15 protein-coding genes are annotated in these 13,657 nt (G+C 73.0%); 8 read left to right on the top strand and 7 right to left on the bottom strand.

All coding sequences use genetic code 11. The features are described from left to right. Positions 1–10: 10 nt before the first annotated feature. Entirely contained in the window at positions 11–1,912 is a 1,902-nt protein-coding gene (locus J3P32_RS06155; RefSeq protein ID WP_210438935.1) for a DUF4012 domain-containing protein, read from the bottom strand. 62 nt (positions 1,913–1,974) lie between these two features. Between J3P32_RS06155 and rfbA the strand changes: the two genes are divergently transcribed. From rfbA to J3P32_RS06130, 5 genes are all read left to right on the top strand, one after another. Further along, a complete protein-coding gene (gene rfbA, locus J3P32_RS06150; protein WP_210438934.1) occupies positions 1,975–2,841 on the top strand; it encodes a glucose-1-phosphate thymidylyltransferase RfbA in 867 nt (288 codons plus the stop codon). An 81-nt stretch (positions 2,842–2,922) separates the two neighbouring features. Further along, positions 2,923–3,498 (top strand): hypothetical protein, encoded by a 576-nt coding sequence (locus J3P32_RS06145; protein ID WP_210438933.1) that lies wholly within the window; start codon positions 2,923–2,925, stop codon positions 3,496–3,498. Continuing rightward, positions 3,498–3,809, top strand: a complete 312-nt coding sequence (locus J3P32_RS06140) for a hypothetical protein (RefSeq protein WP_210438932.1) — start codon at positions 3,498–3,500, stop codon at positions 3,807–3,809. The genes J3P32_RS06145 and J3P32_RS06140 overlap by 1 nt, the downstream gene beginning before the upstream one ends. After that, on the top strand, positions 3,806–5,581 hold the full coding sequence (locus J3P32_RS06135) for an alpha/beta hydrolase (RefSeq protein WP_210438931.1): 1,776 nt from the start codon (positions 3,806–3,808) through the stop codon (positions 5,579–5,581). Before J3P32_RS06140 ends, J3P32_RS06135 begins: the two co-directional genes overlap by 4 nt. Before the next feature lie 10 nt (positions 5,582–5,591). Then, positions 5,592–6,116, top strand: coding sequence for a hypothetical protein (locus J3P32_RS06130; protein ID WP_210438930.1), 525 nt, complete (start codon positions 5,592–5,594; stop codon positions 6,114–6,116). A 10-nt stretch (positions 6,117–6,126) separates the two neighbouring features. Here J3P32_RS06130 and J3P32_RS06125 read toward each other — a convergent pair whose 3' ends face one another. Continuing rightward, a complete protein-coding gene (locus J3P32_RS06125; RefSeq protein WP_307861599.1) occupies positions 6,127–7,071 on the bottom strand; it encodes a GDP-mannose 4,6-dehydratase in 945 nt (314 codons plus the stop codon). Further along, on the bottom strand, positions 7,068–8,048 hold the full coding sequence (gene gmd, locus J3P32_RS06120; protein ID WP_210438929.1) for a GDP-mannose 4,6-dehydratase: 981 nt from the start codon (positions 8,046–8,048) through the stop codon (positions 7,068–7,070). Before gmd ends, J3P32_RS06125 begins: the two co-directional genes overlap by 4 nt. Positions 8,049–8,090: 42 nt before the next feature. Between gmd and galE the strand changes: the two genes are divergently transcribed. Further along, positions 8,091–9,104 (top strand): UDP-glucose 4-epimerase GalE, encoded by a 1,014-nt coding sequence (galE, locus tag J3P32_RS06115; protein WP_210438928.1) that lies wholly within the window; start codon positions 8,091–8,093, stop codon positions 9,102–9,104. A 139-nt stretch (positions 9,105–9,243) separates the two neighbouring features. Here galE and J3P32_RS18130 read toward each other — a convergent pair whose 3' ends face one another. Continuing rightward, complete coding sequence (locus J3P32_RS18130; RefSeq protein ID WP_282593966.1) at positions 9,244–9,378, bottom strand: hypothetical protein; 135 nt, start codon at positions 9,376–9,378, stop codon at positions 9,244–9,246. Positions 9,379–9,439: 61 nt separating this feature from the next. Next, complete coding sequence (locus tag J3P32_RS06110; RefSeq protein ID WP_210438927.1) at positions 9,440–10,342, bottom strand: dihydropteroate synthase; 903 nt, start codon at positions 10,340–10,342, stop codon at positions 9,440–9,442. Between the two features lie 17 nt (positions 10,343–10,359). Between J3P32_RS06110 and J3P32_RS06105 the strand changes: the two genes are divergently transcribed. Beyond that, on the top strand, positions 10,360–11,043 hold the full coding sequence (locus J3P32_RS06105; protein WP_210438926.1) for a dihydrofolate reductase family protein: 684 nt from the start codon (positions 10,360–10,362) through the stop codon (positions 11,041–11,043). A 40-nt stretch (positions 11,044–11,083) separates the two neighbouring features. Here the strand turns inward: J3P32_RS06105 and J3P32_RS06100 are convergent, their stop codons facing one another. Further along, a complete protein-coding gene (locus tag J3P32_RS06100) occupies positions 11,084–11,614 on the bottom strand; it encodes a type 1 glutamine amidotransferase domain-containing protein (protein ID WP_210438925.1) in 531 nt (176 codons plus the stop codon). 115 nt (positions 11,615–11,729) lie between these two features. Here J3P32_RS06100 and npdG point away from each other — a divergent pair, with 115 nt between their 5' ends. Continuing rightward, positions 11,730–12,395: an NADPH-dependent F420 reductase gene (gene npdG, locus J3P32_RS06095; RefSeq protein ID WP_210438924.1), complete on the top strand. Its 666-nt coding sequence runs from the start codon at positions 11,730–11,732 to the stop codon at positions 12,393–12,395. Positions 12,396–12,441: 46 nt separating this feature from the next. Here npdG and J3P32_RS06090 read toward each other — a convergent pair whose 3' ends face one another. Next, positions 12,442–13,602, bottom strand: a complete 1,161-nt coding sequence (locus tag J3P32_RS06090) for an acyl-CoA dehydrogenase family protein (protein WP_210438923.1) — start codon at positions 13,600–13,602, stop codon at positions 12,442–12,444. Between the last annotated feature and the right edge of the window lie 55 nt (positions 13,603–13,657).

Below are 13,657 nucleotides of genomic sequence, written 5' to 3'. Positions count from 1 at the left end.
GCGGGGGAGTCTAGGGCGCAGCGGCCGCAGCGACCGACCCGGTGACGCTGAACCCCGGCTGGGTCACCAGGCCGGGGTCGGAGTACGACGCGACCCCGCGGCCCGTGCGCGTCCAGCCCTCCGGCAGCTCGTCGACGTCGTAGCCCTCGGGCCAGTGCACCGTCACCGACAGCGCCTGCGGACGAACCAGCCCCTGGGGAGTCGCGTCGAGCCGGTAGGTCACGGTGCCGTCGCCGGGTGCGACCGCGGCCGCCGGCACGTCGTACTCCAGCACCGCCTCCCGGGTCGCGCCGGGCGGCAGCGTGAGCCGCAGCAGCTTGTAGGGGCGGCCGTAGTAGTCGAACACGCGGGTGCCCTGGGGCGTGCCGCCGGCGACGGCACGGGTGACCTCGGCCCCCTCGGGGAGGAACACGCCGATCGTCATGCCGTTCCACTTGGTGACGTAGGTCCCGGCGCGGGGGTCCGGGAACGGCTGGACGTAGGGCGGGGAGTCGTTGTGGACCGAGACGGTCAGCCGCACGCGGGCCGACCCGTCCTCGGCGAGCCGGACGTCGCTGGTCACGTCGCGCTGCTGCCAGTAGTCCGCCTTGCTCCGGTTGGTGTTCTGGTTGAAGACGGCGACGTAGTCGTGAGGGGTGTCGGAGAGCTCCCCGGAGAGGCCGACGTCGGCGACCGCCGCCTGGAGGTCGGGGTGACGCATCCACAGCGCGAAGTGGCGGCCCCGGGCCGACGCCCGGAGCGACTCGATCTTCGCCACGCCGTCGCCGGGCTGGAGCAGCCGTTCGGCGAACAGGGGGACGATCGCGCGGTTGAGCTCCTTGCGGGCCTCGTTGTCGGGGAAGGTGTCGTAGTCACCGACGAGCTTCTCGGTGAACGTAACGGCGTCGAGCGTCCCGTAGCCGGGGGCCTCGACAGGCCCGGTGATCCGCAGCATGTCGGCCAGTGCGACGACGTCGACCGCCACGAGGCCGTCGACCTCGGAGTCGGTGCGCCGCTCCCATCCCCGCAGCAGCTCCTCGCCCGAGACCGACCAGTCGGGCGCGTACGTCGAGGTCGACAGGCGCAGCTTGCCGTCGTGGAACGGGTTGCCCTCGACCTTGTCCCAGCGGCCGACGCGGAAGAGGTCGGGGTCGGAGGTGTCGCGTGCCACGCCCATCGCCAGCCTGCCGTCGGAGACCTTCATCGGCACCACCGTGAGCGGAGCGCCGCCGGAGAAGCGCTGCTCGCTCGGGTTGAGCAGGGCCAGCAGGTAGGTCCGCTCGCCCTGGGCGCCGAAGAGCTCGGGCAGGACGTCGGTGAGCGGACGGGCACGGCGTGCCGCGGCGGCCAGCGGGTTGACGACGCGGGTCGCTTCGTCGCGGGCGTCGGCGAGGCGCGTGCCGACACCGACGGAGGAGTCGCCGACCTCGCTGAGCTCGAGCTGGGCGGTGTCGAGGTGGGTGCTGACCGCATCGACTGCCCGCACGAGCCGGTCGAGCGTCGGGATGTCGACCGAGCCGTTGCCGAACAGGGTGGCCCGCCTGCCGTTGACGGCCGGCCACGTCCCGACGGCCACCTCGGCCGCCGAGGTCAGGTGGTCGAGGGCGTTGCCGAGGTGGCGCACGTCCGCGACCGGCTCGCCGAGCACCGGCACCAGGCTCCAGATGTCGCCGCCGATGCCCTGCATCGCGCCCTGCACCTCGTCGGCGTGGCGCCGCGCGCTCTGCACGCTCGCCTCGGCCGAGGCGACGTCGCCCGCCGCCAGCGAGCTGCGCGCCGCCTCGAGGTCGGTCCTCGCGCCCTGCGCGTGACCGGGCGCCTTGAGGAACGGGACGGCGAGCAGGGCCAGGCCGACCAGCAGCAGCAGGAGGCCGCCGACGACCGTCGAGGGTCGGACCAGCCGCCGCTTCGACGTGGGACGGGAGGACGGCATGCGCACATGGTGCCAAACCGTCTGCGCGTCGTCGGGCGGACTGTGGGCCCTAGGGTGCTCCCATGCGCGGAATCATCCTGGCCGGTGGCACCGGCTCCCGACTTCACCCGATCACCCAGGGGATCAGCAAGCAGCTCGTGCCGGTCTACGACAAGCCGATGATCTACTACCCGCTGTCCACGCTGATGCTCGCCGGCATCCGCGACATCCTCATCATCACCACGCCCCACGAGGCCGACGGCTTCCACCGGCTGCTCGGCGACGGCTCGCAGTTCGGCATCAACCTGACCTTCGCCGTGCAGCCCAGCCCCGACGGGCTCGCCCAGGCCTTCATCATCGGGGCCGACCACATCGGCGGGGACACGTCCGCCCTGGTCCTCGGTGACAACATCTTCTACGGCTCGGGCCTCGGCACGACGCTCCTGCGCTTCAAGGACCTCGACGGCGCCGCGGTCTTCGGCTACCACGTCGCCGACCCCCGGGCCTACGGCGTGGTCGAGTTCGACGCCGAGGGCCGGGCGCTCTCGCTGGAGGAGAAGCCGGAGCACCCCAAGAGCGACTTCGCGGTCCCGGGGCTCTACTTCTACGACAACGACGTCGTGGAGTACGCCGCCGACCTCCGCCCGTCCGCGCGCGGCGAGCTGGAGATCACCGACCTCAACCGCCGCTACCTCGAGGAGGGCCGCCTGCAGGTCGAGGTCCTGCCCCGCGGCACGGCGTGGCTCGACACCGGCACGTTCGACTCGCTCAACGACGCCTCCAACTTCGTGCGCACGATCGAGGGCCGACAGGGCTTCAAGGTCGGCGCGCCGGAGGAGGTCGCCTGGCGCATGGGGTTCCTCACCGACGACGAGCTGCTCGAGCGCGCCGAGCCGCTGCGCAAGAGCGGCTACGGCGAGTACCTCGTCGCTCTCCTCAAGCACGGCTGACCGCGTTTCGACCCGCCACCGGCGGGGGAGGGTCAGGGACAGGGACCACCCCGGTCCCGACCTGACCCGCAGGAGGGCGCCGTGCCGGACCCGTCAACCCTCGACCTCGTCACGGGCGCGGCAGCCGCCCGGCAGGTCGCCGAGGACCCGTTCTGGTTCACCGTCGTGCGCCGGCATCCCGACGTCGACGTCGTGGTACTCCCTCCTGAGGCGGCCGCCGCGCCCGAGGTCGCCGGCGACGAGCCGACGACGGACCCGGCGACCGCCCGCGAGCAGCTGCGCGGCCGGATGGCGGCGCTCTGGGCGGCGCTCGGCGTCGACGCGGAGCCGACCCACCTCGACGACGTCTGGTTCGCGGGCAGTGCGCCCGGCACCCTGCGGTGGCAGGGCACCGCGACCTTCGACGAGCTCGACCCGGTCGTCGCCTCCGGCGCCCTGCGGCGGGCACGGGACCTGTTGGTCGAGGAGGACGGCTGGCACGTCCTGGCACCGGCCGACGGGATCCCGCGGGTCCTGGCCGGGCGGCCCGCCCGGCTCGGCCGCGAGGACGTCCAGGTGCTCGTGCCGAGCGGCTCCCGCGTCGTGGTCCGCGTCCGCTCGGCCCTGGTCGTCGTCGGTCCCCGGGCCGTCCGCGAGGCGCTGGACGGCGGTGCCTGATGGGCAGCCACCTCATCTGGCAGCTCGAGAGCCTGCGGACCGGCACCGACGGGTGGGAGGACCAGGAGTCCCTCATGGACGCCACCGCACGCGACTTCCGCAACGCCTCGGCGTCGGCGCTGCCGCCGAGCGTGCAGGGCGCCGCCACGGCGTTCCTGTCGCGCTGGGCCGGGTACGCCGACGAGAGCACCGCCATCGCGCAGGGGTTCGTCGGCGCCCTCCACGCGACCGCCGACGACTACTCGACGTCCGACGACGCCGTCGACCGGCAGTTCAGCGACCTCGACGGACGGCTGGGGCCGCGGCGATGACCGTCACGATCGAGATCCCCGCGTCCGTCCCCGCCCGGCTCGAGCGGCCCGAGGGTGACGCCGGCGGCGCCGACGCCCTCGCCACCACGCTCTACACCGCGGCCGGGCGCTACGAGGAGTTCGCCGACCGCTCCCGCGAGCTGCAGGAGCTCGGCAGCTGGGCCGGTGTCGCCTACCAGGGCTACAAGGAGGCCTCCGCGAAGGCCTCCGGTGAGCACGCCGCGATGGCGACCACGGTGCGTCGCGTCGCCCGCGGGGTGACGGCCTTCGCCGACACCCTGCGCGACCTGGTCTCCGACCACGACGACCTCGTCGAGCGCAAGCGCGGCCTCGACGACCGGCGAGCCCAGCTCATCGCCGACATCAACGCCGCGACCGACGCCACCGACAACGAGATCGCCGCCTTCCGGGAGCGGTCGGTCGACCTGCGCGCCGGCTACAGCGATCTGGTGAGGGCCGACGACGACCTGCGGCGCCGCGTGCGTGAGAACGAGACGCTCCTGCGGCAGGTCTTCGAGGCGGCCGACACGCTGTCGGAGTCGCTGTCGGAGGACGGCGGCGTACCCCCGATCGCGGAGTCCGCCATGAACCGCCCGGGCGCGCCGGGCAGCGGCGCGAGCCCCGAGCAGGTCCGGCGCTGGTGGGAAGGCCTCAGCGAGGCAGAGCGCGAGGCGGTGATCGCTGCCTACCCCGAGCGGATCGGGCAGGGCGACGGACTGCCGGCGGACGCGCGCGACCAGGCCAACCGCGTGATGCTCGACGACGACCTCGCCCGGCTGGGCGCCAAGGACGACGACGGCACCCTCTCCGAGCTGGAGCGCCGCATCCTCGCCAACGCCGGGCAGGCCCGCGACGCGCTGGTCAACGCCGACGCCTACACCGACCCCCTCGACCCGTCGCTCCGTCCCGGCGGCACGCTTTGGCTCTACGACCCGGCGGCCTACGACGGGGACGGCCGGGTGGCCGTGGCGGTCGGCGACCTGGACCACGCGAGCGACGTGGCCGTCATGACCCCGGGCATCAACACCGACATGACCGACACCACCTACTACACCGACCGGATGATGAACCTCTACGAGTCGACGCGCTACAACGGCGACGGCTCGAGCGTGGCGACGATGTTCTGGCTCGGCTACGACGCCCCGCACGGCCCCACGGACCTGGCGACGCTGAGCGAGGGGCGGGCCGAGGAGGGCGGACGCAACCTCGCCGACGCGATCGACGGCCTGCGTGCCTCGCGGCCCGACGACCCCGCACACCTCACCGCGATCGGCCACAGCTACGGCTCGACCACCACGGCGTACGCCACGCACGGCGACGCCTCCGACGTCGACGAGGTGGTGCTCATCGGCAGCCCCGGCGCCGGTCCGGCCGGCCACGCCGACGACCTCGGGCCGGGAGCCGACCACGTCTACGTCGGCCGCGACAGCCGCGACTTCGTCGCGGTCCTGGGCGACGAGGGCTGGATCGGCAAGCTCGGCATCGGCCTGGGCACGGATCCCTCCTCGGAGGACTTCGACGCCCACCGCTTCGAGGCCGAGGACGTCGACCGGTCCTGGCACCGCAACACCGGTGACGCGCACAGCTCCTACCTCGACAACGACACCGAGTCGCTCTACAACATCGGGCGCATCGTCGACGGGCACGGAGGCGACATCAACGAGGCCCCGCAGAGCTACGACCCGTGGTACGGGCCGGCGGTCGACCCGGAGTGGGACCGCGACCCGACGGCGGACCAGCCCGGCCGCTCCGACACGACCGCCCGCCGGTGATGATGAGGCCATGATGCGCACAGGACTGCTGCCGCTCCGACTGCTCCTCGCCCTCGCCCTCGCGATGGGCCTCGGCTCGTGCGGCGACCCCGACCCCGAGCAGGCGGCCGACGACCTCGCGTCGATGAAGTCCGCGGTCAACACGGAGCTCCGCGACATGGCGGCGGCGCTGACCGGGGAGGGCCTCGCCGTCGAGCGCGCGACGGGCCGCGTCGAGAGCGAGGGCATGTCGACCTACCGCGCGGAGGACTACCGCGCCACCGCGGTCGTGCTCGGCGACGGCGCGGAGGGCGAGCAGGTCGACCGCGCCGCGACCGCGCTCGAGGGGGCCGGCTGGACGCGGAAGGCCGAGGGTCTCGACTCCACCGAGCCGTGGGTGCAGCTCGAGCGCGACGACTTCCGCACCACCATCGGCTGGACCAAGGTCGGCGAGCGCGAGCTGGTGCTGAGCCTGGACCAGGAGGGCGAGGTCGAGGTACCGAAGGACACCGAGCCCGTCGACCGCGACAACTCCGAGGAGATCCCGCTCGACTGACGGCGGGTGGTCAGCCAACCGCGGCCAGGTCCGCGGCGACCATCCGCCGGACGATCTCGGTGAAGTGGACGGTAGGGGCCCACCCGAGCTCCTCGCGAGCCCGTCCGGCGTCGCCGACCAGCTCGGTCGGGTCGGCCGGCCGGAGGAACGCCTCGTCCTGGCGCACCAGGTGCTCCCACTCGTCGATGCCGGCGGCGGCGAACGCCGCGGCGACGAAGTCACGCACCGAGTGGGCCGTCCCGGTGGCGACGACGTAGTCCGACGGGGCCTCGGCGCGGGCGGCGCGGACCATCGCGTCGACGTAGTCCGGCGCCCAGCCCCAGTCGCGGCGGGCGTCGAGGTTGCCGAGCACCAGCTCGTCGGCGCGGCCGCGAGCGATGGCCGCGACCGTCGAGGTGATCTTCCGCGTCACGAAGCGGGGGTGGCGGCGCGGCGACTCGTGGTTGTAGAGGACCACGCTCGACACGTGCACGTCGCGCTGCCGGAAGACCCGGGCGGCGAGGTGGGCGAAGGCCTTCGCCGCGCCGTACGGGTTCACCGGCGCGATCGGCGTCTGCTCGTCCTGCGGCGACTCGGCGGCCTCGCCGAAGATCTCCGCGCTGGAGGCCTGCACGAGGCGTACGCCGCCGGCCTGCCGTGCGGTCTCCATGAGCGCGACCGCGGCCTGCCCGTTGACGTGGGCGGTGCGGTCCGGCTCGGCCCACGACTGGGCGACCGAGCTGATGGCGGCGAGGTTGTAGACCTCCTGCGGCGCGATGTCGAGCACCAGCCTGCGGGTGGCCGCCACGTCCCCGAGGTCGCCGTCGTGGAGCACGACCTCGTCGGGGCAGTGCGCCGGGTGCCCGTCGGACGAGAGCACGAGCGCGTGCACCTCCATGCCCTCACCGACCAGGCGCTCGGCGAGGTACGTGCCGTCCTGCCCGCCGATGCCCGTGATGAACGCGCGAGCGGTCACCAGCCCGCCTTGACCGCCGCGATGTCGCTGTCCACCATCATCGCCACGAGCTCGGCGAAGGAGACCGTCGGCGTCCAGCCGAGCTTGTCCCTCGCCTTGGACGCGTCGCCGATCAGCAGCTCGACCTCGGCGGGCCGCATGAACCGCGGGTCCTGCGTGACGTGCTTGCTCCAGTCGTCGATGCCGACGTGGGCGAACGCGAGGTCGAGGAAGTCGCGGATCGAGTGGGTCTCGCCCGTCGCGATGACGTAGTCGTCGCCCTCGTCCTGCTGGAGCATCCGCCACATCGCCTCGACGTAGTCGCCGGCGTAGCCCCAGTCGCGCTGCGCGTCGAGGTTGCCCAGCGCCACGGAGTCCTGCTGGTCGAGGTGGATCCTGGCGACCGCCTGGCTGATCTTGCGGGTGACGAACTCGGGTCCGCGGCGCGGCGACTCGTGGTTGAACAGGATGCCCGACGAGGCGTGCATGCCGTAGGACTCGCGGTAGTTGATCGTCATGTAGTGGCCGTAGACCTTGCTCACGCCGTAGGGCGAGCGCGGCCAGAGCAGGGTGGTCTCCGACTGCGGGACCTCCTGCACCTTGCCGAACATCTCCGAGCTCGAGGCCTGGTAGAAGCGGATCGCGGCCGGGTCGTCGCCGGCGTGGAGGCGCACGGCCTCGAGCATGTTGAGCACGCCCATGCCGGTGACGTCGCTGGTGACGAACGCGTTCTCCCACGAGTAGGCCACGAACGAGATGGCGCCGAGGTTGTAGACCTCGTCGGGCTCGGAGTCACGCATGGCGCGCATGAGGCTGGAGAGGTCGGTCAGGTCGCCGTTGTGCAGCTGCACGTCGGGGACGACCTTGGAGACCAGCTCGCGGCGCGGGTTGTTCTGGCCGCGGATCAGCCCGTGGACGTCGTACCCCTTGGCGAGCAGCAGCTCGGCGAGGTAGAGGCCGTCCTGGCCGGTGATCCCCGTGATGAGTGCGGAGGGCATGGCCGACAGTCTGTCAGGGCGCTGCTCGTTAGGGTGGGCCTCATGAAGATCCTCGTCAGCGGGGGTGCCGGCTACATCGGCTCGCACACCGTCATCCAGCTCGTCGCCGCCGGACACGACGTGGTCATCGTCGACAACTTCAGCAACGCGCACCCGACGGTGCTGGCGCGGATGGAGTCGCTGACCGGCACCAGCCTGCCCACGCACTCCTTCGACCTGTGCGACTACGACAAGACCGAGCACCTCTTCGCCGCCGAGGACTTCGACGCCGTCATCCACTTCGCGGGCTACAAGGCGGTGGGGGAGAGCGTCGCCAAGCCGCTCGACTACTACGAGAACAACCTCGTCTCCACGTTCTCGCTGGTCCGCGCGATGCAGAAGCACGACGTCGACAAGCTCGTCTTCTCCTCCAGTGCCACGGTCTACGGCACCGACCAGGCGGGAGCCACCGAGGACCGGCGCACGTTCGCCACCAACCCCTACGGCTGGACCAAGGTCATGCAGGAGCAGATCCTCCGCGACGTGGCCGCGGCCGAGCCGCGGATGCGCTTCGCGCTGCTGCGCTACTTCAACCCCGTCGGGGCGCACGAGTCCGGCACGATCGGCGAGGACCCGTCCGGCACACCCAACAACCTCATGCCCTTCCTCGCCCAGGTGGCGGTGGGCAAGCGCGACAAGCTGTCGGTCTTCGGTGACGACTACGACACCCCCGACGGCACCGGCGTGCGCGACTACATCCACGTCGAGGACCTCGCCGCCGGGCACATCGCCGCACTCGAGGCGCTCGCCACCACCGCCGAGGGCGTCAACGTGTGGAACCTCGGCTCCGGGCACGGCACCAGCGTGCTCGAGCTGCTGCACGCGTTCGAGCGGGCGGTCGGCCGCGAGCTCCCCTACGAGGTCGTCGCGCGCCGGCCCGGTGACGTCGCGGTGTCCTACGCCGACCCGACCAAGGCCAACCGCGAGCTCGGCTGGAGCACCAAGAAGACCGTCGACGAGATGGCGGCCGACGCGTGGCGGTGGCAGTCGCAGAACCCCCAGGGGTACGCCGGCTGAGGCCGCGCCCGCCTCCGGCCGGCGTGCCCGGACGGCCGTCCTGGTGCACGACCGCGGCCTGTGGATGACTCCGGCAGCGGGGCGGAGTCGTTCGAGGACACCACTGGACCAGGGCCGGCCTGCAGCGCGACGTCGACCGCTACACCTCGGCGGCGCGGCTGGGGCTCGTCGTGCTCCGGTTCTCCTGGTCCGACGTGATGTTCGGGCCCACGACGTGGCGGCCGCGATCGCCGACGTCGTCGTCCGGCGCACCGTGCAGGCAGGTGGGCGTCACGCCCTCGCCGCCTGAGCGTGGGCCACCGGCTCGTCGGAGCGAGCTGCCTGCACGGTGACGGTCAGCGAACCTCGAGCTCCATGAGCCCCCGGAGCACCACGCGCAGGTGGGCCACCTCGTGGATGCGCAGGAGGTGCGCACCGCCGAGCGCGGCGATCGTCCCGTAGAACCCCTCCGCCTTGCGGAACTCGTCGCCGAAGATGTCGTACGTGTGCGGGAGCGCGTTGCAGACCGGCACGCCCAGCGGCCGCAGGCGGAACGTCTGCGCCAGCACCCGCGCCTGGTGGCGGGCACGGGTCATCGGCTCGACGAGGTTGCCGTAGTAGAAGCCCATGCCCGGGTCGATCACCACCTTGTCCACCCCGAGCGAGCGGGCGCGAGCGAGCCGCGGCGCGAAGTGGTCGAGCAGCGCCGGGACCGGGTCGTCGTCGGGAGGCACGTCGGCGACCTCGCGGACGTTGGTGGTCGTGCCGAAGCACATCACGACCGCAGCGTCGTACTCCGCGGCGAGCGCGAGCATCTCGTCCTCGTGCTGCCGGCCGGTCATGTTCAGGACCCGCGCCCCGGCGTCGAGGCAGGCGCGCACGACGTCGGGCTCGTAGGTCTCCACCGAGACCACGGTCTCCGGGGCGAGCCCCTCGACGGCCGGCACCAGGGTGGCGACCTGGTCGTCGGCGGAGACCCGGGCGGCCGCGGCGGTGCTCGACTCCGCGCCCAGGTCGACGATCGCGGCGCCCTGCGCCACCTGGATGCGTCCCATCCGCACGGCGTCGGCGGGGCCGGTCGCGATGCTCTCGCGGTAGGTGGAGTCGCGCGAGAGGTTGATGCAGCCCATCAGCGTGATGGGCCCGTCGCCGATGACGACCGGCCCCCGCGGCCCGTCGAGCACGACGGGCGCGACCGGGGCGGCCCAGGCGTCGCCGTGGGCGTTCTGGAGGGCGGCCAGGTCGGCGAGCGAGATCACGGTGCAACAGTAGGGGGGTGAGCGACCCCCTCGAGCTGCGACGACTGGCCGACCTGTCCGACGAGGAGCTGGCGGCGGCGTACGCCCCGGACGGTCGGCCCTGGCTGCGGGTGAACTTCGTCAGCACGGTCGACGGCGCCGCCCAGGGTGGCGACGGGCTGAGCAAGAGCATCAATGACGCCGCCGACAAGCGCGTCTTCGACATGCTGCGCAGCCGGGCGGACTGCCTGGTGGTCGGCGCGGGGACGCTGCGCGCGGAGGGGTACGACGTCCCACCGCTGCCCCTGGTCGTCGTGAGCCGGTCGGCCGACGTGCCGCCGACGCTGCGCGAGGCGCCGCGCGGCCGGGTGCTGATGGCGACCGTGGCCTCGTCGGAGGGCCTCGACGCCGCCCGGGAGCGGCTCGGGGACGAGCACGTGCTCGTGCTCGGCGAGGACGACATCGACCTCGCCGCCCTCGCGCCGGCGCTGGCCGACCGGGGGTGGAGCGAGATCCTCTGCGAGGGCGGGCCGTCGCTGTTCGCGGACCTGCTGGCGGCCGGCGTCGTCGACGAGCTGTGCTGGACCGTGGTGCCGCGCCTGACCGGCGGGGACGCCGTGCGCATGGCGACCGGTGCGCAGGTGGACGTGCGGCTGCGTCCCGCCCTGCTGCTCGAGCAGGACGGGACGCTGCTGGGCCGCTGGCTGGTCCAGCCGGGGTAGTCGACGCCGAGGCCGGACGTTCACCGGCCCCGGCCGGGCCTCACCGCGAGGACAGGGCGTCGAGCAGCGCCCGCGAGAAGGCGGGGATGTCGTCGGGGTTCCGGCTGGTGATGAGGTTGCCGTCGACGACGACCTCCTCGTCGACCCAGTCGCCGCCGCCGTTGCGGATGTCGGTCTGGAGGCTCGGCCAGCTCGCCACCCGCTTGCCCCGCACGCGGTCGGCCTCGACGAGGGTCCAGGCGGCGTGGCAGATCGCGGCGACGGGCTTGCCGGAGTCGAGGAAGTCACGCACGAACGCGACGGCCTCCTCGTCCATGCGCAGGGCGTCGGGGTTCGCGACGCCACCGGGCAGGACGAGGGCGTCGTAGTCGGCGACGGCCACGTCGCTCACGCGTCGGTCGACGCGCTGGGTGGAGGACTTGTCGAGGTGTTGGAAGAGCTGGACCTCGCCCTCGTCGAGCGACAGCAGCTCGGCGGTGTGGCCGGCGTCGACGGCGGCCTGCCACGGCTTGGTGAGCTCGACCTCCTCGACACCTTCGAGAGCGGTCAGGAATGCGATGCGCTTGGTCATGCCTCCACGCTCGCTCGCGCCCGGAGGGTGGACAACCCACGGAGGGGTGGGCCGCTGCGCACCCACGGGACGGGCGGGCACCGGACGGGTCGGGCCGTTCGCTAGCGTCGGCGCAATGACCGACCACGACCTCGCCTCGCTGACCATCGCCGTCCTCGGCGGCACGGGGCCGCAGGGGCGGGGCCTGGCCCGCCGGTTCGCGGCCGCGGGCCTCGACGTCGTGCTGGGCTCGCGCAGCGCGGACCGGGCGCGCGAGGCCGCCACGGGGCTCGGCGACGTGGGCCGGGTGCGCGGCGCGGACAACCACGAGGCCGCTGCGGCGGGCGACGTCGTGCTGGTCGTCGTGCCGTGGGAGGGCCACGCCGAGCTGCTCTCCTCGCTCACCAGCGAGCTGGCCGGCAAGGTCGTCGTGGACTGCGTGAACCCGCTCGGGTTCGACAAGCAGGGTGCGTACGCCCTGCCGGTCGAGGAGGGCTCGGCCACCCAGCAGGCCGCCGCCATCCTCCCGGAGTCGCGCGTCGTGGGCGCGTTCCACAACGTCAGCGCGGTCCTGCTGCTGGACCCCGACGTCGAGCGGGTCGAGACCGACGTCCTCGTCCTCGGTGACGACCGCGAGGCGACCGACCTCGTCCAGGCGCTGGCCGACGTGGTGCCGGGGATGCGAGGGATGTACGGCGGTCGCCTCCGCAACGCCCACCAGGTCGAGGCCCTGACGGCCAACCTGATCGCCATCAACCGGCGCTACAAGGCGCACGCGGGGGTGCGCGTCACCGACGTGTGAGGTCCATGCCTGCCGCGGTCGACCGCGGCCCGACCGCGGCCCGCCCTCAGCCGATCAGGCCGGCGTTGTCCCTCGCCAGCGAGCGCGAGATCACCATGCGCTGGATCTGGTTCGTGCCCTCGAAGATCTGCATGACCTTCGCCTCGCGCATGTAGCGCTCGACGGGGAAGTCGCGGGTGTAGCCGTAGCCGCCGAGGACCTGCACGGCGTCGGTGGTGACCTTCATGGCGTTGTCGGTCGCGACGAGCTTGGCGATCGAGGCCTCGCGGGAGAACGGCAGGCCCGCGTCGCGCAGGCGGGCGGCGTGCAGCATGGTCGCGCGCGCCGAGACGATCGCCGCCTCCATGTCGGCCAGGACGAAGGCCAGCCCCTGGTGGTCGATGATCCTCGTGCCGAAGGTCTCGCGCTCCTTGGCGTACGCCACCGCGGCGTCGAGGGCGCCCTGCGCGAGGCCGACGGCCACCGCGGCGATGCCGAGCCGGCCCGAGTCCAGCCCGGCGAGCGCGATCCGCAGGCCCTCGCCCTCCGCGCCCAGCCTGCGCTCCACGGGCACGCGCACGCCGTCGAAGCGCATGGTCGCGGTGGCCGAGCCGGTCAGGCCCATCTTGCGCTCGGGCGGGTCGGCCGACAGGCCCTCCGCGGAGGCGGGCACGAGGAAGCAGGAGATGCCGTTGCGGTCGTCGGAGGTCCGCGCCATCACCTTGTAGAAGTCGGCGTGACCGCCGTGGGTCGTCCATGCCTTCGCGCCGTTGAGGACGTAGGAGTCGCCGTCGCGGCGGGCGGTGGTGCGCATCGCGGCCGGGTCGGAGCCGGCGTGCGGCTCGGAGAGGCAGTACGCGCCGAGCAGCTCGCCGCCCAGCATGTCGGGCAGCCACTGGGCCCGCTGCTCGTCCGTGCCGAAGTGGGCCAGCCCGAAGCAGGACAGGGCGTGCACCGACACTCCTACCCCGACCGACGACCACACGGCACCGATCTCCTCCAGCACCTGGAGGTAGACCTCGTAAGGCTGGTCGCCCCCGCCGTGCTCCTCGGGGTAGGGCAGGGACAGCAGCCCGGCCTGGCCGAGCATCCGGAAGACGTCGCGCGGGAAGGTCTCGGTGGCCTCCGCCTCGGCCGAGCGGGGGGCGAGCTCCTTGGTCGCGATCTCGCGGGTGAGGGCGAGCAGGTCGCGGGCCTCGTCGGTGGGCAGCTGGCGGCGGGCGGTCATGCCGCGCACGTTACCCGCGGGCCCGAGCGTGCTCCGCCGCCGCGGGTGGGGGCCG

Source organism: Nocardioides xinjiangensis, from assembly GCF_017916385.1.
GTDB lineage: Bacteria > Actinomycetota > Actinomycetes > Propionibacteriales > Nocardioidaceae > Nocardioides > Nocardioides xinjiangensis.
This window is presented reverse-complemented; position numbering and strand designations above follow the sequence as displayed.